Source organism: Streptomyces rubiginosohelvolus (genome assembly GCF_014649875.1).
GTDB classification, from domain to species: domain Bacteria; phylum Actinomycetota; class Actinomycetes; order Streptomycetales; family Streptomycetaceae; genus Streptomyces; species Streptomyces rubiginosohelvolus.
In genome coordinates this window covers 131,713-156,222 of record NZ_BMTW01000015.1, presented here as the reverse complement: position 1 = coordinate 156,222, position 24,510 = coordinate 131,713, and the positions used below count along the sequence as shown (strand labels likewise).

The 24,510-nt window shown below is 73.1% G+C and carries 20 protein-coding genes; 7 read left to right on the top strand and 13 right to left on the bottom strand.

Annotated elements, in window-relative coordinates:
• Position 1: 1 nt before the first annotated feature.
• From IE134_RS27490 to IE134_RS27470, 5 genes are all read right to left on the bottom strand, one after another.
• The gene (locus IE134_RS27490) at positions 2-1,240 is read right to left on the bottom strand and encodes an ATP-binding protein (protein ID WP_189432031.1); all 1,239 of its coding nucleotides are present in this window, start codon (positions 1,238-1,240) and stop codon (positions 2-4) included.
• Complete coding sequence (locus tag IE134_RS27485) at positions 1,237-6,417, bottom strand: hypothetical protein (protein ID WP_189432029.1); 5,181 nt, start codon at positions 6,415-6,417, stop codon at positions 1,237-1,239. The genes IE134_RS27490 and IE134_RS27485 overlap by 4 nt, the downstream gene beginning before the upstream one ends.
• Complete coding sequence (locus IE134_RS27480; RefSeq protein WP_030716982.1) at positions 6,414-7,274, bottom strand: DUF4132 domain-containing protein; 861 nt, start codon at positions 7,272-7,274, stop codon at positions 6,414-6,416. Before IE134_RS27480 ends, IE134_RS27485 begins: the two co-directional genes overlap by 4 nt.
• 249 nt (positions 7,275-7,523) lie before the next feature.
• Entirely contained in the window at positions 7,524-8,303 is a 780-nt protein-coding gene (locus tag IE134_RS27475; protein WP_030716979.1) for a S1 family peptidase, read from the bottom strand.
• A gap of 156 nt (positions 8,304-8,459) precedes the next feature.
• Positions 8,460-9,107 (bottom strand): TetR/AcrR family transcriptional regulator, encoded by a 648-nt coding sequence (locus IE134_RS27470; RefSeq protein WP_030716974.1) that lies wholly within the window; start codon positions 9,105-9,107, stop codon positions 8,460-8,462.
• Between the two features lie 160 nt (positions 9,108-9,267).
• Here IE134_RS27470 and IE134_RS27465 point away from each other — a divergent pair, with 160 nt between their 5' ends.
• The gene (locus IE134_RS27465) at positions 9,268-10,743 is read left to right on the top strand and encodes an MFS transporter (RefSeq protein WP_030716971.1); all 1,476 of its coding nucleotides are present in this window, start codon (positions 9,268-9,270) and stop codon (positions 10,741-10,743) included.
• On the opposite strand, the gene glgC is transcribed toward IE134_RS27465, so the two are convergent.
• The 3 genes from glgC to IE134_RS27450 form a co-directional block, all read right to left on the bottom strand.
• Entirely contained in the window at positions 10,740-11,957 is a 1,218-nt protein-coding gene (gene glgC, locus IE134_RS27460; RefSeq protein ID WP_010058964.1) for a glucose-1-phosphate adenylyltransferase, read from the bottom strand. The two genes, IE134_RS27465 and glgC, sit on opposite strands and share 4 nt — an antisense overlap.
• 38 nt (positions 11,958-11,995) lie before the next feature.
• The gene (gene glgA / locus IE134_RS27455) at positions 11,996-13,159 is read right to left on the bottom strand and encodes a glycogen synthase (RefSeq protein WP_030716969.1); all 1,164 of its coding nucleotides are present in this window, start codon (positions 13,157-13,159) and stop codon (positions 11,996-11,998) included.
• 146 nt (positions 13,160-13,305) lie between these two features.
• Positions 13,306-14,751: a dihydrolipoyl dehydrogenase family protein gene (locus tag IE134_RS27450; RefSeq protein WP_189432027.1), complete on the bottom strand. Its 1,446-nt coding sequence runs from the start codon at positions 14,749-14,751 to the stop codon at positions 13,306-13,308.
• Between the two features lie 127 nt (positions 14,752-14,878).
• Here IE134_RS27450 and trxA point away from each other — a divergent pair, with 127 nt between their 5' ends.
• Positions 14,879-15,283, top strand: a complete 405-nt coding sequence (trxA, locus tag IE134_RS27445) for a thioredoxin (protein WP_030716967.1) — start codon at positions 14,879-14,881, stop codon at positions 15,281-15,283.
• Between the two features lie 22 nt (positions 15,284-15,305).
• Here the strand turns inward: trxA and IE134_RS27440 are convergent, their stop codons facing one another.
• On the bottom strand, positions 15,306-15,581 hold the full coding sequence (locus IE134_RS27440; protein ID WP_030716965.1) for a hypothetical protein: 276 nt from the start codon (positions 15,579-15,581) through the stop codon (positions 15,306-15,308).
• 54 nt (positions 15,582-15,635) lie between these two features.
• Positions 15,636-16,658, bottom strand: a complete 1,023-nt coding sequence (locus IE134_RS27435) for a LacI family DNA-binding transcriptional regulator (RefSeq protein WP_030716963.1) — start codon at positions 16,656-16,658, stop codon at positions 15,636-15,638.
• Positions 16,659-16,803: 145 nt separating this feature from the next.
• On the opposite strand from IE134_RS27435, the gene IE134_RS27430 reads away from it, so the two are divergent.
• On the top strand, positions 16,804-17,271 hold the full coding sequence (locus IE134_RS27430) for a type II toxin-antitoxin system PemK/MazF family toxin (protein WP_030716962.1): 468 nt from the start codon (positions 16,804-16,806) through the stop codon (positions 17,269-17,271).
• Between the two features lie 119 nt (positions 17,272-17,390).
• Here IE134_RS27430 and IE134_RS27425 read toward each other — a convergent pair whose 3' ends face one another.
• On the bottom strand, positions 17,391-18,212 hold the full coding sequence (locus tag IE134_RS27425; RefSeq protein WP_098894874.1) for a TIGR02452 family protein: 822 nt from the start codon (positions 18,210-18,212) through the stop codon (positions 17,391-17,393).
• 146 nt (positions 18,213-18,358) lie between these two features.
• Between IE134_RS27425 and egtA the strand changes: the two genes are divergently transcribed.
• Genes egtA through egtD form a run of 4 tightly spaced genes read left to right on the top strand, consistent with a single transcriptional unit; the run spans position 18,359 to position 22,822 of the window.
• Positions 18,359-19,675 (top strand): ergothioneine biosynthesis glutamate--cysteine ligase EgtA, encoded by a 1,317-nt coding sequence (gene egtA, locus IE134_RS27420; protein WP_030716960.1) that lies wholly within the window; start codon positions 18,359-18,361, stop codon positions 19,673-19,675.
• Positions 19,672-21,108, top strand: a complete 1,437-nt coding sequence (egtB, locus tag IE134_RS27415) for an ergothioneine biosynthesis protein EgtB (RefSeq protein WP_179888098.1) — start codon at positions 19,672-19,674, stop codon at positions 21,106-21,108. Before egtA ends, egtB begins: the two co-directional genes overlap by 4 nt.
• A complete protein-coding gene (egtC, locus tag IE134_RS27410) occupies positions 21,108-21,863 on the top strand; it encodes an ergothioneine biosynthesis protein EgtC (protein ID WP_032786226.1) in 756 nt (251 codons plus the stop codon). The genes egtB and egtC overlap by 1 nt, the downstream gene beginning before the upstream one ends.
• Positions 21,860-22,822 (top strand): L-histidine N(alpha)-methyltransferase, encoded by a 963-nt coding sequence (egtD, locus tag IE134_RS27405; RefSeq protein WP_189432025.1) that lies wholly within the window; start codon positions 21,860-21,862, stop codon positions 22,820-22,822. Before egtC ends, egtD begins: the two co-directional genes overlap by 4 nt.
• On the opposite strand, the gene IE134_RS27400 is transcribed toward egtD, so the two are convergent.
• Positions 22,765-23,685: a lysophospholipid acyltransferase family protein gene (locus IE134_RS27400; protein WP_189432023.1), complete on the bottom strand. Its 921-nt coding sequence runs from the start codon at positions 23,683-23,685 to the stop codon at positions 22,765-22,767. The two genes, egtD and IE134_RS27400, sit on opposite strands and share 58 nt — an antisense overlap.
• On the bottom strand, positions 23,682-24,500 hold the full coding sequence (locus IE134_RS27395; RefSeq protein WP_030716946.1) for a GNAT family N-acetyltransferase: 819 nt from the start codon (positions 24,498-24,500) through the stop codon (positions 23,682-23,684). Before IE134_RS27395 ends, IE134_RS27400 begins: the two co-directional genes overlap by 4 nt.
• Positions 24,501-24,510 lie beyond the last annotated feature (10 nt).

Sequence of the window (24,510 nt, the reverse complement as noted above, 5' to 3'; positions counted from 1 at the left end):
GTCAGCTCTCCAGCACCGAGCGCAGGTCCCACAGCGCACGCCAGGTGGCCGAACCCTGCTCCGCGCGCCTGCGCACCGGCCCGTCCCAGTACCCCAGCAGCCGTGCCGCGTCGGCGGGGTCGTCCTTGCGGACGACGCCGAGCAGATGCCCGGGCAGCAGGGAGAGTACGTCCCGGTCGCCGGGGAAATAGGCGGCGGCCAGGCCCAGGGAGCCCGCGACGGAGACGGCCTCCGCCGTGCTCATCACCGTGGACGGGCGTTCGACCTCCCAGCCCTCCACGGAGCGGCCCTCGCGCAGGTCCCGGAAGGCGGTGACGAGGGCTTCGAGAACCGCGTCGTCCACCTGGTAGGCGGCACCCACGCGTTCGACGGCGGCCCGCGACTGGCTCCGGACGAGTGCGGTCTCGGCGTCCACGTCGCCGATGGGGCCCACGGTCTCGAAGTTGAAGCGCCGCTTCAGGGCCGCGGACATCTCCGAGACGCCCTTGTCCCGGAGGTTCGCGGTGGCGATGAGGGTGAAGCCGGGGGCCGCGTGCACCTGGGCGCCGTCGCCGCCCGCCAGTTCGGGCACCGCGATCCGCCGCTCGGAGAGCAGGGACACGAGGGCGTCCTGGACCTCGGGCAGACAGCGGGTGACCTCCTCGACGCGGGCGACGGCGCCCCGGGTCATGGCGGTGAGGACCGGGGACGGCACCAGGGCCTGCTCGGTGGGGCCCTGGGCAAGCAGCAGCGCGTAGTTCCAGCCGTACTTGAGCTGGTCCTCGGTGGTGCCCGCGGTGCCCTGCACGGTGAGCGCGCTGGTCCCGCAGACGGCCGCCGACAGCAGCTCGGAGAGCATGGACTTGGCGGTGCCCGGTTCGCCGACGAGGAGAAGCCCGCGTTCCCCGGCGAGGGTGACCACACACCGTTCGACCAAGGCGCGTTCGCCGACGAACTTCTGCTCGATCACCAGACGGCGCGGCACTCCGGCGCCGGGCCGGGCCCCCTTCGGCAGGCTCAGGGCGTCACCCGCGCTGCCCATCACGAAGGTGACGACGGCACGGGGGGTGAGCAGCCAGCCGGGCGGGCGCGGGCCGGAGTCGTGCGCGGCGAGGAAGGCCAGCTCGGTGGCGTACCGGTCCTCGGGCGGGGTGATCTGCCGCGGCCCGTGGCCGGGCGCCGTCGCCTGGCCCGGGACGCCTCCCGCGAGGGTGCCGTCCGGCGTGGTGCTGTCGGGGGTGGTCGTGGTGTCGTACGTCATCGGCGGCGGCCCTTCCGGGTGGCGCGGGTGTTCAGTTCTTCGAAGGCGGGGGCGTCGCCGCCCCGGACCCGTGCCCAGGCGGCTGCGTACAGCGCGGGGACGGGGAGGTGGGGCAGGGTCCGGGCGGACCCCGCCACGGGGTACAGGCCTTCCTTCCAGGTCTCCAGCGGCAGCCCGGGGGCGCCGCGTTCGAGCCAGCCGCAGGGAAGGAACAGGGTGCGGCCGGCCCGGGAGCGCTTCGCCTCCACGACGAGGTCGGTGGCGGCGAGTTCCGCGCGGGCCTTCTTGATCCGGGCCGGCTTCCACTCGGTCCAGCGGACGCAGTTGCGGTCCGTCGGGTCGGGCAGGGCGAGCAGCATCAGGTAGAGGGCGGCGGCGTCCTCGCTCAGGGCGAGGGCGGCGGCCGCCTCGGCCACCAGGTCCGGCACCGTACGCGTCGGGTCCTGGGCCGGGTGGTGGGCGGAGCCGTCGGGGGCACCCGCCGAGGCCAGGGCGTCGGACTCCGATCCCAGCAGGGCGCGCAGGGCGAGGAGGTCGCCGGTGCGGTGGGGGCCGACGGTGCCCTCGACCAGGCCGAACACCGGATCGTCGGAGCCCTCCAGTCCCGCCGGGCGGATCAGCAGCCTCTCGCTGTCGCCGTACCCGGGGGCGAGCAGCAGCGCCGTGCCGGCCCGGACCAGTCCGTCGGCCTCGGCACCGCCGGATTCGGGGAGTGCGTGGGCGGCGCGGATCGCGGTGCCGAGGGACGTCCCCGACTCGGTCCAGTCCAGACCGAGGTCCAGCACCAGTCCGGGGTCGGCGAGACGGCTGCGCAGCGCCGCGAGGCCGACGGGCAGGTGGGCCCGCAGGGGGTGACCGTACGGCAGCGTGTACGCGAGGGTGCGCAGGGCGGTCAGGGCGTTCGCGACCGCGCCGCGCGCGCTGACCCGGTGGAGGGCCGGGCGGGCGCTGCCGTCCGGTACGGGGGTGCCGTGGGCGAGCCAGCTGCGGGTGCCCGCGTTGAGGATCAGGTCGACGGAGGCGGCAGTGGCCCCGCTGAGGTCGAGGTCCAGTTCCTCGGGGACGCGGACGAGGGACCCCAGGAGTTCCCCCCAGGTCTCGGCGGCGGCCCGGACGTCGGGGCCCGTGGACCACAGCTCGGCCGGGTCCGCGGGCAGCAACGCCCGGAGCACGGTGTGCCGTTCGTCGCGGGGCAGGGCGTCCAGCCGGTCCTGGGCGGTCTCGAAGGCGCGGCTCTTCGTGCCGAGGAGGGCCAGCGCCTCGGCGCCGGGCTCCTCGACAGCCGCCGACAGCAGCGCGGTGGCCTGGAGGGGGCCGATTCCGGTGGCCGTGTGGAACGCCTCGGCGGCTTCCGGACGCCAGGGCGCCGGGCCCTTGTCCCGTACCAGGGCGGTGAGCCGGGTGAGCCGGTCGCGGGCGATGCCCTGCCGGTAGACGTGCTCGCGGTCGAGGGTGAAGCCGGGGACGGGTCCGAAGGCTCCGGTCGGGTCGTGGTCCAGGGCGAGCCAGCGGGCCGCGTCGTCCCGGGAGTTGCGGCCGTGGTTGGCCAGGACCACGACGGTGCGGGCGCCCTTGCGGAGCACCTGCCCGAGGCGGTGCACGGCCTCGGGGCGTCCCGTCCGGCCGGGGGTCGCCGCGTCGAGCGGTTCGACGAGCTCCACCCGCCGGACCGTGCCCGCCGGGTCGGCCAGCGGGCCCGCGGCGAGCGCTTCCAGCAGGACGATGAGCCCGGCGCGGTGCTCGGCGGAGGTGGCCTCCGAGGCGGCCCGGTAGGCCAGTTCGGGCAGCTTGTCGAGGAGAGGGGTCCAGGCGAGGGATTCGCCGGGCACCGTGTACGCGTCGCGCTGCCAGCCGTCCACGGGGGTGAAGGGGACCTTCGACGGCGTGGCCGGGCCGAACGCCGGCTCACCGCCGAGGACGTGGTTGACGGCGAGGATCTGCCGGATCGCCGTCCAGCGGCTTGCGGCTCCGTACCAGGAGCCGCGCACCTTCTCGGCGCCCCAGGCGGTGGCGGCCCGCAGCGTCGTGTCGTCGCCGTGTCCGGGCTCGTGGTCGAAGAACATGCCCTGGGTGCGTGCGGTGTTCCGGGGCGTGACCGGCTGCGCGGGTGCGGGCGGCTCCAGGTACTGGGCGACCGCGACGGCCCGGTCCACGGCGTTCCGTACGATCGCGGTGACGCCCGCGAGGAGGCGTACGTCGGACACCTCGGGCAGGATCCGGGCGACGGCCTCCTGGCTCATCTCCTGCGACGAGGGTCCGGTGTACTCCTCGACCGCCCGGAACGCGTTCAGGTGCCGGACGACCGCGGCGGCGACCTCGTCGAACAGCTCGTGGGCCCGGGCCTCTGTCAGCTTCCGCAGGGTGGCCGATCCTTGCTCGTCCCGGGGGCGCAGGGCGTGCCAGTAGACGGCGGGCGGCACGTAGGGGGTGCCCGCCGCGTCGTTCCCGCCGGAGGAGTCGGTGCCGACGGACCACAGGCCGCCGCCGGTGCCGTCGGTGTCCGCCGGGTGCGCCTCGACGGACCGGTGGCGCAGGACCACGGCGGGCCGCGACCCGCCGGGCAGGGTGAGGGCGCCGAGCGGCACGACGGTGGCGCCGTCGGGCAGCGGGTGCGGCAGGGCGACCGTGTGGCCGTCGGGGGTACCGGCGACGATCCGGCCTCCGTCGGCGGGGGCGGCCGTGCCCGGCTCGGTGGCGGTGCGGCGGACCCAGCGGCCGAGGACCGTGCCGTCCGTGCCGAACGGGGTGGTCTCCAGACCGGGCTGGAGGGGCAGCACCTGGCAGTGCTCGGCGAGCAGCCGGGTGCCGTCCTGCACCCCGGAGCGGAGGAAGGCGGGCAGGGAGGCGCGGCCGTGGGTGCCGCTGACCGGGTCGTACTCCAGCCACACCCGCTCGGTGCCCTGGTGGCCCTCCCGCCAGTGGCCGGTGCCATCGGCGAGGACGGCGCGCTGGGGCGGGAGGGTGGTGTCGCCCGCGTGCAGGGCCTTGCCTCCGGTGGCGCTGCCGCCGGAGGGCAGCGGTACGGAGACCTCGTCGGTGAGCGTGGGGCGGCCCCAGCGAGGGGTCTGCTCGCCGCCGACGGTGAAGACCTCGGCGGGGCGGTGCGACCAGTAGCCGTGCTGCTTGCCGTCCTCCCACCAGATCACCAGCAACTCGCCGTCGACGAAGCGGAAGGCGGGTGTCCGCCACTGGTCGGTGGAGGGGGGCAGTCGCAGGGTGTGCCGCAGCAGAACGCCTTCCGGGCCGACGACGACGGCCCGTTCCTGTGTGCTCAGGATCAGCGCGGGCCAGGCACCGGTGACGCCGACATTATGCGACCGGTTGTTCGTCCGCCGCGATGCGGTGGCTGCCTCGGCGGCCAGTTCGGTGTAGGTCTCGTCGAGCGCGGGCCAGCCCAGTTCGTCGAAGACGCCCGTGCGCAGGGTGGAGACGAGCAGGGGTACGACGTCGTGCTCTTCGAGCAGGCGCGCGGCCTCCGGGGCGACGTCCGCGACGACGGCGCGGAACGGCGAGAGCTTGTTGAGGGCGATGCGCAGCCCGGGCAGTCCTCGCGCGGCGGTGTACTCCTCGGCACAGCGGGTCAGCCACTCGCGCAGGAGGACGGAGAGCACCGGGTGGGCGGCCACCTTCGCCATCCCGGCGTCGCTCAGCCGCTGGCCGCGCCCGTCGCCGAGGCCGCCGACGTTCCGGCGCAGGAGGTCGCGGAAGCCCGGGTGTTCGGCGACGGCGGCGAGATCCCGCTGTCCGGGCTCGTCGTCGGCGAGCCACTGTCCCAGCGCGAAGCCGTTCGACCGCTGGTGGCCACGGCCCGAGTCCTCGCCGTCCGGCTCGGCCACGGGGACCCCGGAGGCCAGGCAGAGGTCGAGAAGGTCCAGGTCGGCGGTGGGCTGCCAGCGGCCCTGGAACAGTTCGACGGGGCGTCCGTCGGCGCGCAGCCGGTCCGCCATCCGGGCGGTGAGGTCCAGGGTGCGGGGGCTGCGGCCCGAGGTGGCCCGGTTGCGGCGTCGGTACGCCTCCCAGCGGGCGAGCCAGTCCGCCGGGGAGACGGCCGCGTCGGCGGAGTCGGAGGAGCCCGGGAGTGCGGTCAGCAGTTCCTCGGCTCCGGAGTCGGCCAGCAGGGCGAGCCAGCCGGATTCGCCGTCCGTGTCGCGGCCGTTCTCGCTGAAGGTCTCGGGGAAGAACCCGAGGAGCCGGGCCCGTACGGACGCGTCCGCCCGGGCGAGGGCGATGAGCGCGGAGCCGTAGGTCTCCCAGAAGGAGGCGGGGGCGCGGACGACTCCGGGAGAGCCGATCAGGTCGGCCACCAGCTCGCGTTCGGCGCTCTCGCGGTCCAGTCCGGCGGCCTTGACCAGCGTGCGTACGTCCTGCGGAAGTGCCGCGTACGGCGGCATACCGGCGGCGCAGCGCTCCACCAGCAGGCGGCGGAACTGCGCCCAGGCGTCGGCCGGTGCGAGCCGGGCCACCAGGTCGCGCACGTACTGGCGCAGGGCCTTGACGGTCAGTGCGCCGGCGAGGGCGAACTCCAGGAAGACGGCGCGCTGCCGATCCTCGTCCACGACCAGGCCGTGGACCCGCTCGGCCTCTCGGGCCTTGCCGAAGAAGGAGGCGGCGTAGGTGGCGTTCTCGGCCTGGAGGAAGAGGCGGGCCACCTGCTCGTAGTAGGTGGGGAGGAAGTGCGGCACGGCACGGCCGAGGCGGGTGCCGAGTTCGTCGAAGCCTTCCTTGGCCGCTCCGGCGCGGGTCTTGGCCTGCCGGCCGAGCCGCTCGATGTCCTTGACCAGGGCGAGGGCGTGGTGCCCGTTGGCCGGGTCGTTGACCAGGGCCCAGGCGGGGAAGCCCAGCGTCTCGCGGCGGATCTGCCCGACGACGGGGGCCTCGGCGGCCCGGGCCAGCCCCAGGAACTCCAGGGCCAGGTCCTCGGCCTCGGCGAGCGTGCCCGGGACGAGCCGGACCACCGGGCGGTCCCCGAGTGCGGTGTGCGTGTAGGTGCGGGCGGTCAGCGTGTCGGCGTCGTCCCGCTCGGTGGTCCCGGCCGGGAGGATCGCGCCCGCGTCCAGCAGGCTCGCCGCGCGGGCCTCGGCGGCGAGGGCGGCGGCGCTGCGGCCCCGGTTCTGGGCGGGGAGGGCCGTCGAGCCCGTCGCCGCCGTGTTCGCTTCGGTGTTCGTCATGTTGCTCATGCCGCCCGCTCCTCGTCCTCCACGTCGCGTCCGGCGTAGAGCGCCGCCGCCATGCGCATGCCCTCGGACCACGCGACGCGGCCGACCTCGGCCGCCGTCAGCGCGCGCCCCGAGGCGTCGGTCCAGCCCAGCGGGCCCGTCTCGGTGCCGTACGCGTCGTATCCGTCGTGCTCGCCGATCCAGATGCGGGCCTCGACTCCGACGCCGTCCTCGACGACCGGGCAGACCGCGTATCCGCCGCGCGACCGGTATCCGAGCTGGGTGACGCGGCCGTGCAGGAAGCGCAGTTCCTTGAACACGCCGCCGGCGTAGGTGTCCACGGAGGTGGTGTCCGGGGCGAGGCCGGCCGGGCGGTGCCACACCTCGCGGAACAGCTGCTCGACGTTCTGGCGGACTTCCAGTTCGACCGCGAACTCCCGCAGCTCGTCGAGGTCCTCCAGCAGGACGGGGTGGGGCACATGGACGATGTCGGGGGTGATGCGGACCGTGTCGCCGTCCAGGTCGACGAGGCCGAGGCCGCGCTCGGGATCGACGTCGCGCAGGAACCCGGCGACTCCGCCGTCCGCGCCGGTGACCACGACGTCCCGCAGGGCGGCCTGCCACGCCGGGTCGGGCCAGACCCGGGCGAGCACGGCGGTGGGAACGGGCAGCGAACGCACCATCCACTGCTCGACGTCGCTCAGGCATCGCTTCTCGTGCCGCTCCAGCCACTCGGTCAGCTGGCGGAGACCGACGACCGCCGGATCGTCCTTCAATTTCGCCGGAACGGACTTGAGCCGTCGGCCCTTCCCGTTGCGGCAGACCACCTTGCCCGCCTCCAGAGCGACTTCGTAGTCGCCCGCCGGAACCCACCCCATGCGCTGTTCTCCCCGTCGTGCCGGCCGGCCGCCGCCCTGGCGGCATGCTGATGAATCCCGTCGACGGCAACGCACCGTGACGATTGGGAGAGACTCTAGGCGGCCCCAGTGACAACGCGTCCGGAGCCCCGGGATCAGCGCGGCCGTCCGTGGGGACGGGCCCGGGGGGTGCCCGTCCGTACGGGCACCCCCCGGGGGTGGTTCAGCCGTGATCACCCGAGGGCGATCGAACGGTGGTGGTGCGCGGCGTCAGAGCGTGCGAGCCGCCGAGGCGATGGCGGAGGCGAAGGTCGAGACCTCGGCGTAGACGCCGGGGTAGCCGGGCCGGGCGCAGCCGTAACCCCAGCTGACGATGCCGACCTGGACCCACTCGTTGGCGTTGTCCCGGCGGAACATCGGGCCGCCGGAGTCGCCCTGGCAGGTGTCGACGCCACCGGTGTCGGGGTATCCGGCGCAGATCTCCTCGTTGGCCACGAGTTCGTTGCCGTAGGCGGAGCGGCAGGCGGCGTCGGAGACGAACGGGACGTTGGCCTTGAGCAGGTAGCGCTGCTGGCTGCCGCCCTCGCGGTTGGCGCCCCAGCCGGCGACGGTGAAGGTGCCCTGGTTGTACGCGGTGGTGGTGGCGATCTTCAGGGTGGGCTGGTTGATGGGCTGGGCGAGCTTGATGAGCGCCCAGTCCTTGCCGGTGCCGTTGTAGCCGGGGGCCTGGAGGACCTTGGTGGAGCGGACCTTGATGGCACTGGACGACTGGAGGTCGACGACACCGGCGGTGGCGGTGATCGAGGTGTTGTTGCCCGATCCGTTCACGCAGTGGGCGGCGGTGAGGACGATGTCCTTGGCGTACAGGGCGCCGCCGCAGCCCATGGAGAGCCGGACCATGAAGGGGAACTCGCCCTGGGCGGCGCGGGTTCCGCCGACGACGGGGTTGGGGGCTGCCGAGGCCGTGACGGGCTGGAGGCCGACGACGGCGATGGCGACGGTGGCGACGACGACGGAACATCTCTTGAGGGCACGCAGGAGTTGCTTCACGGACCGCCTTCTTTCGTGGGGGGCTGCTGGGGGAACCACGACACGGGCGCGATGACACTCTGGTCATGCACCCGTCAAAGCGATCCGATTGTCGGGAACCGGAAACCCTTGCCGCAAGGCACACTTTTCGGCCAAGCGGTCACCCAGGAGATTCGTTCAGGCGCCGGCCTGGAGGCTCAGCCCCGCCAGGGTCAGATCCAGCGCGGCCCGGAACTGCTCGATGTCGTCGTGCCCCTCGAACTCGTCGACGATCTCGTGCACGAAGGGGAACTCCTGGGCATCGAGCTCCCGCCAGGTCGCGGCGAAGCGGCCGAGGAACTCGTCGCGACCGAGGGCGCCGTCGAGGACCTCCTGGGGCGGCTCCTGCCCCAGGTCGACCGCGGAGCCGACGACGACCGTCGTGATCGCCGAGACGGCGTGGAACCGCTGGCGCGCGGTGAGCTTCAGCCGCAGCGTCGGCTGCCCGAGCTTCTCGTACAGGCGCAGGGCGTTGCCCTGGACGTCGGTGTTGCGCATGAAGTAGTTCCCGAGCCAGGGCCGTACCAGGATCGCGTCGAACAAGGTCAGCGACATCGCCCGCAGGTCGTCGATCGGGTCGTCACCGGGTTCCATCGCCTCGATCTCGGCGAGAACGCCGCCGATGACGTGATCGGTGGCGCGGTCGAGCAGCTCGTCCTTGCTCGCAACGTACCAGTAGATGCTGGCCACGCCACCGCCGAGGCGCTGCGCGAGCGCCCGGAACGTCAAGGCCGAGGGGCCCGCCTCGTCGAGCAGCGCCACCGCCTCGGTGAGCACGGACTCCATCGAGTGCGAAGCCCGGCGACGGCCGCCCGCGGCGGCCCGGTTCTGGTGGCGCGGCATGCCCTCTGCCCCTTCGTTTGCATCTCTACCGAACGCTGTTCTATCGTACCTCATGGAACACCGTTCGATAACCGATCGGCGTTCGATGGAAAGGAGCGCCGCCATGACGACCGCGATGCTGAAACCCCCCGTTTCCCGTACCTATCCCTCCCTGCGCGCCGCCTGGATCCCGCTGGCCGCGCTCTGTCTGGCCTTCTTCGTGGAGATGGTCGACAACACCCTGCTGTCGATCGCGCTGCCCACCATCGGGCGCGACCTCGGCGGCGGGACCACCGCACTGCAGTGGGTCACCGGCGCGTACTCACTGACCTTCGGCGGTCTGCTGCTCACCGCGGGCTCCATGGCCGACCGGCTCGGCCGCCGCCGCGTCCTGCTCGTCGGTCTCGCCGTGTTCGGCGGGCTGAGCCTGTGCGCCGTCTGGGTCACCACCGCGGGTGAGCTCATCGCCCTGCGCGCCCTGCTCGGCATCGCCGCCGCTGCGATGGCTCCGATCACCAACTCGCTGGTGTTCCGCCTCTTCGACGACAAGGCGCTGCGCATGCGCGCCATGACGGTGATGATCGTCGTCGGCATGTCCGGCTTCATCCTCGGGCCGCTGATCGGCGGCACGGCCCTGGCCCATGTGCGCTGGGAGTGGCTGCTCGTCGTCAACGCCCCGATCGCGGTGATCGCCTGGATCGGAGTCCGCCTGGGCGTCTCGGCCGACCGGCCCGAGGACCTGACCCGCGACCGGCTCGACGTGCCGGGCGCCGTGCTCAGCGTCGCCACCATCGGGCTCGCCTGCTACGCGCTGACCAGCGGCGTCGAGAACGGCTGGCTCTCGGTCCTCACCCTCGGCTCGATCGTGGGCGCGGCCGTCGCCGCGATCGCCTTCGTCCTCCACGAGCGCCGCAGCCCGGCCCCCATGCTGGACCTGCGCCTGTTCTCCAACGGGACGGTCCGGGGCGCCGCCGTCGCACAGATCGGTACGTCCATCGCGATGGCCGGCGTGATGTTCGGGCTTATCCTCCACTTCCAGTACGCGTACGGCTGGAGCCCCGTACGGGCCGGCCTCGCCAACCTGCCTCTGATCGTGACCATGCTGCTCGCGACGCCCCTCTCCGAGGGACTGGCCCGCCGCTACGGCCACCGCGTCGCCTGCCTGGTGGGCGCGGCCTGCCTGGCCGTGGCGCTGGCGGGGCTGTCCTGGGGCGTCGAGCACGGGTATCTCGTCATCGCGCTCTGCATGGTGCTCATGACGATCGGGCTGCGAACCGTCATGACGATCTGCGCGGTCGCGCTCGTCGACGCGATGCCGGCCAACCGCACCTCGATGGGCACCGCGCTCAACGACACCGCGCAGGAGGTCGGCACGAGCGTCGGCACCGCCGCGGTCGGCACGCTGATCGCCGCGCTGGTCACCACCCAGCTTCCGGCCGGCGTGTGGAGCAGCGGCCTCGTCGCCTCCTTCTTCCACGGCGAGCGGATCGCCTACGCCGTCCTCGCCGTCGCCGTCGGTGTGATCGCGACGGTCGGCGCGCTGAGCCTCACGAACTCCCGCAGCGTGGAAGAGGCAGCACCTGCCGAAGCCACCCCCTAGGACACCACCCGGCCCTTGCCGAGGGCGATCACGCCGTTGCGCGAGACGGTGTAGAGCTCGCGGTCCCGTTCGGGGTTGACGCCTATCGTCGCCCCGGGCGGGACGTCGACGTTCTTGTCGAGGATCGCGTTGCGCACCACCGCGCCCCTGCCGACGCGCACACCGTGGTGCAGCACCGAGCCCTGGACCACCGCGCCCTGCTCGACGATCACACCGGGCGAGAGCACCGACCCGGTGACCTGGCCACGGATCACACAGCCCGGGCTGACGATCGACTCGCCGGCGATGCCTCCGGAGACGAAGCGGGCCGGGGCCTGGTGGCTCGCGTGGGTGTACATGGGCCAGCGTTGGTTGTAGAGGCTGAACAGCGGCTGCTCGGAGATGAGGTCCATGTGGGCCTCGTAATAGCTGTCCAGAGAACCCACGTCCCGCCAGTACCCGCGCTCGCGCTGGGTCTCGCCCGGTACGTGGTTGTCGTCGAAGTCGTAGACGTGGGCGGCCCCGCGCTCGGTGAGCATGGGCAGGATGGAGCCGCCCATGTCGTGGACGGAGTTCTCGTCCTCGGCGTCCTGGTGGAGGGCGTCGACGAGAACCTTCGTGGAGAAGACGTAGTTGCCCATCGAGGCGAAGACCTTGGTCGGGTCGTCGGGCAGGCCGGGTGGGTCGGAGGGCTTCTCCAGGAAGCGTTTCACTCGTGAGCCGTCGGAGGCCGGGGTGATGACGCCGAAGGCGGAGGCTTCCGCACGGGGCACCTTGATACCGGCGACGGTGACGCCGGCGCCGCTCTCGATGTGCCGCTCCAGCATCTGGCGTGCGTCCATGCGGTAGACGTGGTCGGCTCCGAACACCGCTATGTAGTCCGGCTGTTCGTCGTGGACGAGGTTGAGCGACTGCAGGATGGCGTCCGCGCTGCCGAGGTACCAGCGCGGGCCGAGGCGCTGCTGGGCCGGGACCGGTGTGACGTAGTTGCCGAGCAGGCTGGACATCCGCCAGGTGGTGGTCACATGACGGTCGAGCGAGTGGGACTTGTACTGGGTGAGGACGCAGATCCTCATGATGTCGGCGTTGACGAGGTTCGACAGGACGAAGTCGACCAGCCGGTAGGTTCCGCCGAAGGTCACCGCGGGCTTGGCCCGGTCGGCCGTCAGCGGCATCAGCCGTTTCCCCTCGCCTCCCGCAAGGACGATCCCGAGCACCGAAGGTCCAGCGCGCATGGCCACTCCCCCTCCTGAAACACCGGAGCCGTTTCCGGCTACACCGTTTTGACGAGCTCCTCGTACACCTCGAGAGTCCGCCGGGCGACCCTGTCCCAGCCGAACTCGCGCACCGCACGTTCACGGCCCGCCTCACCCATCCGCCGGGCCGCCGAACGATCGGCGAGCACCTGATTGATCGCTTCGGCGAGATCCGCCTCGAACCGGCCCGGCTCGTCGGCCTCGTACGGTACGAGCAGTCCCGTGCCGCCGTCGGAGACGACCTCGGGGATGCCTCCGACCGCGGAGGCGACCACCGGGGTGCCGCAGGCCATCGCTTCGAGATTGACGATGCCCAGCGGCTCGTACACGGAAGGGCAGACGAAAACGGCTGCCCTGCTGAGGAGTTGGATGACGTCGGGCCGCGGAAGCATGTCCGGGATCCAGTGGACCCCGTCGCGCGAGCGCTCCAGTTCGCCGACGAGTTCGCGGAACTCGGCTTCGATCTCCGGAGTGTCGGGCGCGCCCGCGCAGAGCACCAACTGCGCCGCCGGGTCGAGCCGGTGGGCGGCGCGCAGCAGGTGCGGAACGCCCTTCTGGCGCGTGATGCGGCCGACGAACAGGACGAAGGGGCGGTCCGGGTCGACGCCCAGCCTGCGCAGTACATCGGCTCCGGGAACGGGCCGGTACAGGCGGGTGTCGATGCCGTTGTGGACGACCCTGACCCGGTCGGGGTCCAACTGCGGGTAGCAGCCGAGGATATCGGCACGCATGCCGTGCGAGACGGCGATCACCGCGTCGGCGGACTCCACGGCGGTGCGCTCGGCCCAGCTGGACAACGCGTAGCCGCCGCCGAGCTGTTCGGCCTTCCAGGGCCGTAGAGGCTCCAGCGAGTGGGCGGTCATCACATGCGGGATGCCGTGGAGCATTCCGGCGAGGTGGCCCGCGAGGTTGGCGTACCAGGTGTGCGAGTGCACGAGGTCGCGGCCTTCGAGCGCGGCGGCGATCGACAGGTCCACCGAGAAGGCGCGCAGCGCGTCGTTGGCACCGTCCAGCTCCCGGCCGGGCCGGTGCCTCACCACGCCGTTCGATGCCCCTTCGCCCCAGGAGTGGACCTGCAGGTCGGTGAGCGCGCGTAACTCCTGTGCCAGGAACTCGACATGGACACCGGCGCCGCCGTAGACGTCCGGCGGGTACTCCCGACTCAGCAGTCCCACCTTCACGGCTGTCCCCCTCGTGTCGACGATGAGTTCCTGCCCCTGATGGTCACTCACATGCCCCTGCGGGGGAAAGAACACGGCGGCACGCCGGGCACAGGCCGCCGCCGCCGGCGGTACGCCGACGGCGGAAGCGCTCGTGACAGCGGTCGCTACCCCCTCAACGTCTCCAGCAGCCGCAGCCACACCTCGCTGATCGTCGGGTACGCCGGAACCGCGTGCCACAGGCGGGCGACGGGGACCTCCCCCGCGACCGCGACCGTCGCCGAATGGAGGAGTTCGCCGATGCCCGGGCCGACGAAGGTGACGCCGAGCAGGATCTCGCGGTCCAGGTCCACGATCATCCTGGCGCGGCCCCGGTAGCCGCCGGCGTAGAGGCCGGAGCCGGCGACGGAGGCGAGGTCGTAGTCGACGGCGCGGACCCGGTGGCCGGCGCGTTCGGCTTCGGCGAGGGTCAGGCCGACGGAGGCGGCCTCGGGGTCGGTGAAGACGACCTGGGGAACGGCCGCGTGGTCGGCGGTGGCGGCGTGGGCGCCCCAGGGGGCGGTGTCCAGGGGGGTCTCCCCGGCGCGGGCGGCGATCGCCGCGCCCGCGATCCGGGCCTGGTACTTGCCCTGGTGGGTCAGCAGGGCACGGTGGTTGACGTCCCCGACCGCGTACAGCCAGTCCGTGCCCTCGACGAGGCAGCTGTCGTCCACGGTGAGCCAGGAGCCGGGTTCGAGGCCGACGGTCTCCAGCCCCAGGTCGTCGGTGCGCGGAGCCCTGCCGGTGGCGAAGAGGATCTCGTCGGCCTCGACGCAGCCGCCGTCGTCCAGCTCGACGGTGACCGGGCCGTCGGGTGCGGGGCGGTGCACGGCGGTGACGGAGACGCCCGTACGGATCGTGGCCCCGGCCTCCGTGAGCGCGTCGGCGACCAGCTCGCCCGCGAAGGGCTCCATCCTGGGGAGCAGGCCGCCGCCCCGGATCAGCAGGGTCACCTGGGAGCCCAGCGCCTGCCAGGCGGTGGCCATCTCCACGCCCACGACTCCCCCGCCGACGACCACGAGCCGGCCGGGAGCCTCCTTGGCGCTGGTGGCCTCGCGGCTGGTCCAGGGGCGGGCCTCCTCGATGCCGGGGAGGGCGGGGACGACGGCCCGGGTGCCGGTACAGACGGCGACGGCGTGCCGGGCGGTGAGCCGGTGCTCCGTGCCGTCGGGGGCGGTGACGGTGACCTCGCGGGGGCCGGTGAGCCGGCCCGTACCGCGGTACACGTCCGCTCCGACGCTCTCCAGCCAGGCGACCTGGCCGTCGTCCTTCCAGTGGCTCGTCTCCTCGTCCCGTTTGGCGAGGACGGCCCCCACGTCCAGGGGGCCCTGCACGGCGGCGCTCAGTCCCGGCACCCGGCGGGCGTCGGCGCGGGCGACGACGGGGCGCAGCAGCGCCTTGCTCGGCATGCAGGCCCAGTAGGAGCATTCGCCGCCGACCAGCTCGGATTCCACCACCGCCGTGGTGAGCCCGGCGGCGCGGGCCCGGTCCGCCACGTTCTCGCCCACGGGTCCGGCACCGATGACCACTACGTCGTAGGGCGAGCCTTCGGAGATCTTGCCTGCGTCAGTCATGGAAACAGTCTCCTCGTGGGTGTGCGCACCGGCCACATGGGCAGGCGGAATAGCGCAAGTGCAGTCACCGTTGTGCCGGACAGGACCCGACAGGACCCCCACGGGCACAGGAAGAGGTATCCCCAGCATGAGCACCGTCGAGCTCACCAAGGAAAACTTCGATCAGGTCGTCAGCGACAACGATTTCGTCCTGATCGACTTCTGGGCTTCCTGGTGTGGCCCCTGTCGGCAGTTCGCGCCGGTCTACGACTCGGCCTCCGAGCGCCACCCGGACCTGGTCTTCGCCAAGGTCGACACCGAGGCACAGCAGGAGCTGGCGGCTGCCTTCGATATCCGCTCCATCCCGACTCTGATGATCGTCCGGGACAACGTCGCGGTCTTCGCGCAGCCCGGCGCACTGCCCGAGGCGGCCTTGGAGGACGTCATCGGACAGGCCCGGAACCTGGACATGGACGAGGTCCGCAAGTCGGTCGAGGAGCAGCAGCGGGCGGCCGAGGCGGGGCAGGGGCAGGGGCAGCCCGAGGCTCAGTAGACCGTCCGGCCGGGCGGCTGTCTCAAGCGCCCGGCCGACGCTCGCCCTCGGACCCTGCGACGCGGACCGACATGCCGTAGTCGAGTTCCTCGCCGTCGATCAGCACGGCCTCCACCGTCCGGGTCTCCGGATCGACGTCGGCCTCCATGCCGTCACCGGCGTACCGGGGATAGCCCGAGGCCCCCGTTTCGCCGGTGGCGGCGACGACCGCGGACCGGATCGGCCGGCCGGGGGCTCCGGACCGCGTTCTGCTGTGGTCGGGGATCAGGAGCAGCTCGTAACTCTGCGGGTGGCTCATGCCTCCGACGCTAGACATGCGCGGTGCACGGCGCATATCCAGCGCCGGAGGCGGTCAGCTGGATTCCCGGTGGACGGCGCTGGTGCGGAGCAGGTCGTGGTGGACCGGTGGCCCGCCCGGGTGCTGGACCATGCGGTCGATCGTCTCCGCCAGGGGCTGCGGCATGGCCAGCTCCATCCGGACGGTGCTCAGCCGGGGGCGCAGCAGCCTGCCGATGAGGGTGTCGTCCGCCCCGATCACCGCCGTGTCGGCGGGCACGTCCACTCCGGCGTCCTGGAGGGCACGCATCATCAGCATGGCGTACTCGTCGTTGTACGCGAACACCGCGTCCAGCCCCAGTTCCGGCCAGCGGGCGGCCAACTGCTCCCCCGACTCCTCCTCGTACCGCAGCGGCAGCGGGCAGATGCGGGCCCCGGCGGCCTCTGCGGCACGCCGGGCGCCGGCGAGGCGGGTTTCGGAGAACGACGCGCGGCACGGTTCCTGGGGCATGACCACGCCGATGTGGCGGCGGCCGCGGGCCAGCAGGTGTTGCACGGCGCTTTCCCCGACCCGGCGTTGGTCCATGACCAGGCCGTGCGCACCCGGTACCGGGTCGGGCCCCAGGGTGATCACCGCTTTGGCCCCGGAGCGGGTCAGGATGCCCGTGCCGTGCGGGGTGAGGGTGATGCCCGGCGGTACGACGACGGCGACGGGCCGCAGTTCGGCCCAGGCCGTGGCCGCCTCGTCGGCGGAGAGGCCGACGCTGCCGTACTGCACGACGGTGTAGTCCAGCCGGCGCAACCCGGACTGGAGTTCTTCGAAGAAATACTGGTGCAGCGGCCCCCCGGGTATGTGGCCTGAGGGCAGCAGGACCATGCGGCTGTGTCCGGCGCGCAGACTGCGGGCGGCCGCGTGCGGCACGTAACCGAGTTGGAGGGCGGCCTCCCTGACCCGGCGTCGGGTGGGATCGCTGATCCGGACGGTGGCGTTGTTGTTCAGTACGTACGACACGGTGGCCCGGGACACTCCGGCGAGGCGGGCCACATCGGCGCTGGTCGGGACGGAGACTTCGGCGGGCTGCTTGGGTAACTGGCTCATGGCGTCGGGCAGTCTTCCAGACCCGCGGGAGCGGGTTTCGGCCCGGGGCCCGCAGGTCCGGTCACGGTGGCCGGAACACCGCCCCGCCGTTTCGGTCCGCCGCCCCCCTCCCGGGATCCGGGGCCAGGGGTTCTACGGTGTGGTGATGACGTTCCACGACAGCGCCTACCGTTCCGACAACCCCTTTGACGTGCCCGGCAGCAGCGGGCCGACCGCCACGGTGCAGGCCGATCCGGCCGAGGTGGGTTCCGTGCGCACCTCCTACGCCCCCGATCGCGACGGCGATCCCGATCCCGGCGAGATCGTCTGGACCTGGGTGCCCTTCGAGGAGAACGACGGGCGCGGGAAGGACCGGCCGGTGCTCGTCGTGGCCCGTGAGGAGGCGGGCACGCTCCTCGCCGTCCAGCTCTCCAGCAAGCAGCACGACCGGGACCACGAGTGGGTGGCGCTGGGCGCGGGCCCGTGGGACAGCTCGGGGCGGCCGTCCTGGGCGGATCTGGACCGGGTGCTGCGGGTCCACGAGGACGGGATGCGCCGGGAGGCGTGCGCGCTGGACCTGGAGCGTTTCGACCGGGTCGTCGGGCGGCTGCGCGAGCGGTACGGCTGGAGCTGAGCGGCTCCCCGGCGTGTGTCCGATGGAGCTGAGCGCCCCCGGAGCGTGTCCGGCCGGTCAGGCCCGGGGCGCGACGCCTGCGACGGGCACCCCGGAGCGCGGCCCCGGCGGGCTCCGCGTCAGGCGAAGGTCCGGGTGAAGGCGGCCCGGACGGCGGAGTCGGGGTTCCGGTCCAGGATCCCGAAGACGATCTGCTCGAAGTGGCCGCCGAACCGGCCCCCCTCGCCGATCAGCGCCCGGAACGCCTCCGCGACCGCCCCCGGGTCGTTCTGGAAGACTCCGCAGCCCCAGGCGCCCAGGACGAGCCTGCGGTACCCCCGTACGGCCGCGACCTCCAGGACCCGTTCGGCGCGGGAGGCCAGGGCGGCCGGGACGCGGTGGGCGTCCTCGGGGGTCTGCCGCCGGATCACTCCGGCGTTCGGCGCGGGCGAGGTGAGGAATCCCGCTGTGTACGGGGCGTCCAGGAAGTCGCCCCTGTCGTCGCGGAAGACCGGCACGCCGGGCGAGTGGATCACCCGGTCGGTGTAGAAGGCGCTGCGCTCCGCGCGGTGGTGCGCGTAGTACTCGGGGGCGCGCAGGAGGGTCGTGTGGAGGGCCGATCCTCGGCACAGGGCCTCCTCCTGGGCCTGGGCGCCGTTGAGATAGCCGCCGCCGGGGTTGCGGGCCGAGGCGTAGTTCAGGACAACGACCCGGCCGGGGGCCTCGCCGGTCATCCGGCGGGCCGCGGCGAGGCTGCTCTCGGCGGTGACCTCGATGTGCGGGGTGCGGTCGGTGTCCAGGGCGGCGACGGGCACCGGATCGGGGCCGTAGAGCCGGGTGCCGGAGCGTGCCGCGGCCACCGCTCGTTCGATGGACACGTCCTGACCTGCTGCGTTGCGGTATCGCCCGGCCTCGACGACCGCTTCCGTCTCGCGCGCGATCCCGCGCAGCCGCGCGCTCATCGGCGCTCCCCCGTGTGGTGCATACGGGGCATGCTGACGGGGAACCCGGCCTGGGCGCAATCGGATTTTCCTGGCTCGGGGGCACCCTTGTGCGATCTCCGGGTACGGGTTTGGCTGGTAGGCAGACAGCTGAGAAGGAGGCCCTCATGGCCTTGGACATTCCCGGCGCGACCGGCTCGCGCCCGGACGCCACCCCGCTCGACGAGAGCGGGGCAGAGGATTTACTGCGCGGTATATGTTTCAAGACGGGTCCGCCCCGAACCGTGGGCGTGGAACTCGAATGGCTCATCCATGACCGGGAACGTCCGCACGTCCCGGTCGAACAGGAGCGGCTGGACAGCGCCGTCGAGGCGGTCCGCGCGCTGCCCCTGAGCGCCGCACTGACGTTCGAGCCGGGCGGGCAGCTGGAACTCAGCTCGCAGCCGGCCGGTTCGCTGATGGAGTGCGTCGCGACGACCGCGGCCGATCTGGCGGCGGTCCGTGCCTCGCTCGGCGCGGCGGGGCTCGCGCCCGTGGGGCTCGGCGTCGACCCGTGGCAGACCCCGCACCGCAGACTGCGGGAGCCGCGTTACGAGGCGATGGAGGCCGCTCTGGACCGGTCGGGGCCGGCCGGGCGGGCCATGATGTGCACCTCCGCGTCGGTCCAGGTCTGCCTGGACGCGGGCGAGGAGGAGCCGGGACCGCTCGGATACGGGCGGCGCTGGCAGCTCGCGCATCTGCTGGGCGCGGTGCTGGTGGCGGCGTTCGCGAATTCGCCGTTCCAGCGGGGCCGCCGGACCGGCTGGGCCTCCACCCGGCAGTCGCTGTGGGCCGACCTCGACCCGGGCCGGACCCTCGCACCGGGCACCGGGCGCGCGCCCCGCGAGGCCTGGGCCGCCCATGTCCTGGACGCGACGGTGCTGTGCATCCGGTGTGAGAGCGGCCCGTGGGACGTCCCCGAGGGGCTCACCTTCCGCGAGTGGATCCGCACCGGTTCGCCCCGGCCGCCGGTGCAGGCCGATCTCGACTACCACCTCACCACGCTGTTCCCGCCTATCCGGCCGCGCGGCCATCTCGAACTGCGCATGATCGACGCGCAGAGCGGGCCCGACGGGTGGCTGGTGCCGCTCGCCGTCGCCACGGCCCTGTTCGACGACCCGGAGGCCGCCGAGACCGTGTACCGGGCCGTGAAGCCGCTGGCCGAGATCGCGGGCACTTCGGCGGCCCCGCGCAATCCGCTCTGGACGGCCGCCGCCCGCGAGGGGCTCGCCGATCCGGAGTTGCGGGCGGCGGCCGTCACCTGCTTCGGGGCGGCGCTGCCGGCGCTGGAGCGGATGGGGGCGAGCGACGCGGTACGCGACACGGTGGCCGCCTTCACCGACCGCTATGTCGCCCGGGGCCGATGTCCGGCCGACGATCTGCCCGAGCCGGGCGACCTCATCGATCTCAGCCTGCTGACCGACCGGAAGGCGGCCTCCGCATGACCGAGCACCGTGAACACGAAGAGCACCGCGAAGGCTTCGAGCCCCGTGAGCTGTCCGACGCGTTCGATCCCACCCAGGTCTCCGGTCCGGCCGCCGCCGGTTTCCCCTTCGCCTCCGGGATCGATCCGGAGACCCTGCGGCGGCGCGCCCTGGATGCGCTGCTGGCCGCGCGCGACCGCACCACGCTGCTCACCGACAGTGTGGACGACGGTGAACTGACCGCCCAGCACTCCCCGTTGATGTCGCCGCTGGTCTGGGACCTGGCGCACATCGGCAACCAGGAGGAGCAGTGGCTGCTGCGCGCCGTCGGCGGCCGGGAGGCGCTGCGCCCGGAGATCGACGGGCTGTACAACGCCTTCGAGCACGCGCGCGCCTCGCGCCCCTCGCTGCCGCTGCTGGCCCCCGCCGAGGCCCGGACGTACGCCTCCGACGTACGGGGGCGGGCGCTGGAGCTGCTGGAGGGTACGCCGCTGCACGAGGGCGGGGGGCCGTTGGAACGGGCCGGGTTCGCCTTCGGGATGATCGCCCAGCACGAACAGCAGCACGACGAGACCATGCTGATCACCCATCAGCTGCGCGCGGGACCGGCGGCGCTCACCGCGCCCGCCCCTCCTGCCCCACCCGAGCCCGTCGGCAACGAGGTCATTCCGAGCGAAGTCCTCGTTCCCGGTGGCCCTTTCACGATGGGGACCTCCGCCGAACCGTGGGCCCTGGACAACGAACGCCCCGCGCACCGGCGCGACGTGGCGGCGTTCCACCTGGACTCCTCGCCGGTCACCTGCGGCGCGTACCTCCGCTTCATCGAGGACGACGGGTACGGGGACGAGCGCTGGTGGGCGCCCGAGGGCTGGGCGATGGTCCGTGAACACGGCTTGTCCGCACCGCTGTTCTGGCGGCGGGAGGCGGGCCAGTGGCTGCGCCGCAGGTTCGGGGTGACCGAGCCGGTGCCGCACGACGAGCCGGTGCTGCACGTCAGCTGGTACGAAGCGGACGCGTACGCCCGCTGGGCGGGGCGGCGGCTTCCCACGGAGGCCGAGTGGGAGAAGGCCGCCCGGCACGACCCCGTATCCGGCCGGTCGCGGCGGTATCCGTGGGGCGACGAGGATCCGACGCCGGAGCGGGCCAATCTGGGGCAGCGCCATCTGCGTCCGGCGCGGGCCGGGGCGTATCCGCTGGGCCGGTCGCCCTCCGGGGCGGGGCAGTTGATCGGCGATGTGTGGGAGTGGACCGCCAGCGACTTCCTGCCCTATCCGGGGTTCGTGGCGTTTCCCTACCGCGAGTATTCGGAAGTGTTCTTCGGCCCGGGGCACAAGGTGCTGCGCGGCGGGTCGTTCGCCGTGGACCAGGTCGCCTGCCGGGGCACGTTCCGCAACTGGGACCTTCCGGTGCGGCGGCAGATCTTCGCCGGTTTCCGTACGGCGAGGGACGCCTGATGTGCCGTCATATCGCCTATGTGGGCGATCCGGTGACGCTGGGAGAGGTGCTCGTGCGGCCTCCGCACTCCTTGGTGCGGCAGTCCTGGGAGCCGCGCCGGCAGCGCTACGGCACGGTCAACGCGGACGGTTTCGGCGTCGGCTGGTACGCGGAGGGGGACCCGGCACCCGGACGCTACCGCCGCCAGGGCCCCATATGGGGCGACGAGACCTTCACCGATCTGGCCCGGGTGGTCCGCAGCACCGCGCTGCTCGCCGCCGTACGGGATGCCACCGAGGCGGGTGCGGACGGGGAGGCCGCAGCCGCGCCGTACGCCGCCGGGCGGCTGCTGTTCAGCCACAACGGGGCGGTGAAGGGCTGGCCCGCTTCGCTCGCCGGCGCGGCCGCCGCTCTGCCCGCCGAGAAGCTCCTGTCGCTGGCCGCCCGGAACGACTCGGCGCTGGTCTGGGCGCTGATCCGGCACCGTACCGACGCCGGGGACGATGTGCCGCGTGCCGTCGCGGAGACGGTCCGCGAGGTCGCGGCCGCCGCGCCCGGCTCCCGGCTGAATCTGCTGCTCACCGACGGCGCCACCATCACGGCGACCGCCTGGGGCGACACCCTCTGGTACCTCACGGAGCCGGGCCGCCGCACCGCGGTCGCCTCGGAGCCGTACGACGACGACCCGCTCTGGCGCGAGGTCCCCGACCGCACCCTGCTGGTCGCGACCGCCTCGGACGTCCTGCTCACCCCGCTCAAGGAGCCCCCCGCGTGAGTCCTTATTCGCTGACCCGCACCCTGCCGGTGGACGCGACGGACGCGGCGCTGCGCGCCGATGTCCTCAGCGGCCTGACCCGGCATCCCAAGACGCTGCCGCCGAAGTGGTTCTACGACGCCCGCGGCAGCGAGCTGTTCGAGGAGATCACCCGGCTGCCGGAGTACTACCCGACCCGCGCGGAGCGGGAGATCCTGCAGACCCGGGCCGAGGAGATCGCCGCCGCTTCGGGGGCCCGGACCGTGATCGAGCTGGGCTCGGGGTCGTCCGAGAAGGCCCGCCATCTCCTGGAGGTCCTCCCCGAGTTGCACGCCTACGTCCCCGTGGACGTGAGCGAGAGCGCGCTGACGGGGGCGGCCGAATCACTGCTCGCCGAGCACCCCGGTCTGTCCGTCCACGCGCTGATCGCGGACTTCACCACCGGCCTGGTCCTGCCGGGGACGCCGGGCCCCCGGCTGGTGGTGTTCCTGGGCGGCACGATCGGCAATCTGCTGCCGGAGGAGCGGGCGACGTTCCTGCGGTCGGTGCGTTCGCTCCTCTCCCCCGGTGACGCGCTGCTGCTGGGCACGGACCTGGTGAAGGAGGAGGAGACGCTGGTGGCCGCGTACGACGACGCGGCCGGGGTGACGGCGGCCTTCAACAAGAACGTCCTGAGCGTGGTCAACCGTGAACTGGGGGCAGATTTCCCGCTCGACGGCTTCGATCACCGCGCGGTGTGGAATCCGGAACAACGGTGGATCGAGATGCGGCTGCGTGCCCGGCGGGCGCTGAGCGTCAAGATCCGGGAGCTGGACCTCGTGGTGCCGTTCGAGGCCGGTGAGGAGCTGCGTACGGAGGTGTCGGCGAAGTTCCGGCAGGAGGACGTCCGCGAGGAGCTGGCCGCCGCCGGGATGCGGCTGGCTCAGTGGTGGACGGACTCGGCGGGGCGGTTCGCCCTGTCGCTGGCCACCGCGGTCTGACCGGGCCGGCCGGACAGGCCGGTTCGGCGGGGCTCTTCGGAGCCGAGGACGGCCGTTCGCGCTCTGCGGGCCAGGGCGCGGCGGCCGTCCTCGCCGTCTGCGGAGATCGGCGCGAGCAGGTCGACGTGGGCGGTGAGCCCGGCCGCCCGCACCACGCGCCACAGGGAGGCGGCGAGCGGGTCGGCCCCGACGAACGCGACGGCGCCCGCGGCGGGACCTGTGGGGTGTTCCGCGCTGCTGTGTGCCGCCGTGCGATAGGTGATGCGGACCGGCCGGACCGTCGCCCTGGCGTCGATCGCCGCCTGGAACACGGCGGGCCGGAATGCGCCGCCGCCTCCCCGTCCGCACCAGGTGCTGCCCTCGGGGAACACCACGACCCGGGAGCCGGAACGCAGGGCCGTCGCGATGGTCCGTACGGCGGCGGGCAGCGCGCGCAACCGGTCGCGGTCGATGAACAGGGTGCCGCCGAGCGCGGCGAGGGACCCCAGGAGCGGCCAGCACCGGATCTCGCGCTTGGCGACCATCCGGCCAGGCAGTACGGACGCGACCAGCGGTATGTCGAGCCAGGAGATGTGGTTGGCGACGACCAGTTCGCCGCCGCCCGGGGCCCGGTCCGGCGCGTGCAGCCGGACCCTGACACGTACGCCGAAAGCGTGCGGAACGGCGCGCGCCCAGCATCGGGTCAGCCGGCGGCGGGGGCCGGCCCCGAGCAGCCGGACCAGCGGGACGCAGGCCACCCCCAGCAGGACCAGGGCGCAGCCGGACAGCAGAAGGAGCGCGGCGGGCAGCGGAGCGCGTACGGCCCCGGTGTGCCGGGCGCAGCCGTCCGGGGTGCACGGGGCGACGGGCAGCCAGCCGGTCATCGCAGCGGGGCCAGGGAGAGGAAGTGGCGCAGGTAGCGCGGGTCGGTCCGGCGCATCGAGAGCAGGACGTACAGGTCGGCGACGTTGAAGTCGGGGTCGTACGCCGGGGCCCCGCAGACCTGGGCGCCGAGCCGGAGGTAGCCGCGCAGCAGGGGCGGCAGGTCCGCCCGGGAGCCGGCTTCCGGGCCGTGCGCGGAGGAGTCCCAGAGGCGGTGCGGGGTGACCCAGTACTCCTGGGGTGCGAGGTGCGCCGCGCGTACGGTGTTCCAGCTGCGGGCGGCCGACGTGCCGCCGTCGGCCAGCGGGAGGGAGCAGCAGCCCGCGATCCAGGTGTGACCGGTGCGCTCCATGTAGCGGGCGAGTCCGGCCCAGACGAGGGCGATGACCGCGCCGTCGCGGTGGGCTGGGTGGACGCAGGAGCGGCCGACCTCGACGAGGTCGTCGCGGATCGGGGCGAGGTTGCTGAGGTCGAACTCGCTCTCCGCGTAGAGGCGTCCGGCTATGTGGGCCCGGTCCGGCGGCAGCAGCCGGTAGGTGGCGACGACGTCCCCGGTGGCGGTCTCCCGGACCAGCAGGTGGTCGCAGTACGCGTCGAAGGCGTCGCTGTCCAGGCCGGGTTCGGGTCCCTCCAGCCGGGCTCCGAGCTCCCCGGCGAACACGAGGTGGCGCAGTCGCTGCGCCGCGCGTACGTCTTCCTGGCAGGTGGCGAGGGAGACCCGGTAGGCCGGTTCCGGGGCTGAGGCGGGCTCGGGGGCGGGGGTCGGGGCGGAGGCGGGAGCGGCGGGGCGGTGCGGTGCGACGGGCAGCACGGTCATGGCGGTCTCC

Coding starts and splice junctions, on each gene's coding strand:
- IE134_RS27490 (WP_189432031.1), bottom strand. CDS start 1,240: ATGACGTACGACACCACGACCACCCCCGACAGCACCACGCCGGACGGC.
- IE134_RS27485 (WP_189432029.1), bottom strand. CDS start 6,417: ATGAGCAACATGACGAACACCGAAGCGAACACGGCGGCGACGGGCTCG.
- IE134_RS27480 (WP_030716982.1), bottom strand. CDS start 7,274: ATGGGGTGGGTTCCGGCGGGCGACTACGAAGTCGCTCTGGAGGCGGGC.
- IE134_RS27470 (WP_030716974.1), bottom strand. CDS start 9,107: ATGGAGTCCGTGCTCACCGAGGCGGTGGCGCTGCTCGACGAGGCGGGC.
- IE134_RS27465 (WP_030716971.1), top strand. CDS start 9,268: ATGACGACCGCGATGCTGAAACCCCCCGTTTCCCGTACCTATCCCTCC.
- glgC (WP_010058964.1), bottom strand. CDS start 11,957: ATGCGCGCTGGACCTTCGGTGCTCGGGATCGTCCTTGCGGGAGGCGAG.
- IE134_RS27450 (WP_189432027.1), bottom strand. CDS start 14,751: ATGACTGACGCAGGCAAGATCTCCGAAGGCTCGCCCTACGACGTAGTG.
- trxA (WP_030716967.1), top strand. CDS start 14,879: ATGAGCACCGTCGAGCTCACCAAGGAAAACTTCGATCAGGTCGTCAGC.
- IE134_RS27440 (WP_030716965.1), bottom strand. CDS start 15,581: ATGAGCCACCCGCAGAGTTACGAGCTGCTCCTGATCCCCGACCACAGC.
- IE134_RS27435 (WP_030716963.1), bottom strand. CDS start 16,658: ATGAGCCAGTTACCCAAGCAGCCCGCCGAAGTCTCCGTCCCGACCAGC.
- IE134_RS27430 (WP_030716962.1), top strand. CDS start 16,804: ATGACGTTCCACGACAGCGCCTACCGTTCCGACAACCCCTTTGACGTG.
- IE134_RS27425 (WP_098894874.1), bottom strand. CDS start 18,212: ATGAGCGCGCGGCTGCGCGGGATCGCGCGCGAGACGGAAGCGGTCGTC.
- egtA (WP_030716960.1), top strand. CDS start 18,359: ATGGCCTTGGACATTCCCGGCGCGACCGGCTCGCGCCCGGACGCCACC.
- egtB (WP_179888098.1), top strand. CDS start 19,672: ATGACCGAGCACCGTGAACACGAAGAGCACCGCGAAGGCTTCGAGCCC.
- egtC (WP_032786226.1), top strand. CDS start 21,108: ATGTGCCGTCATATCGCCTATGTGGGCGATCCGGTGACGCTGGGAGAG.
- IE134_RS27400 (WP_189432023.1), bottom strand. CDS start 23,685: ATGACCGGCTGGCTGCCCGTCGCCCCGTGCACCCCGGACGGCTGCGCC.
- IE134_RS27395 (WP_030716946.1), bottom strand. CDS start 24,500: ATGACCGTGCTGCCCGTCGCACCGCACCGCCCCGCCGCTCCCGCCTCC.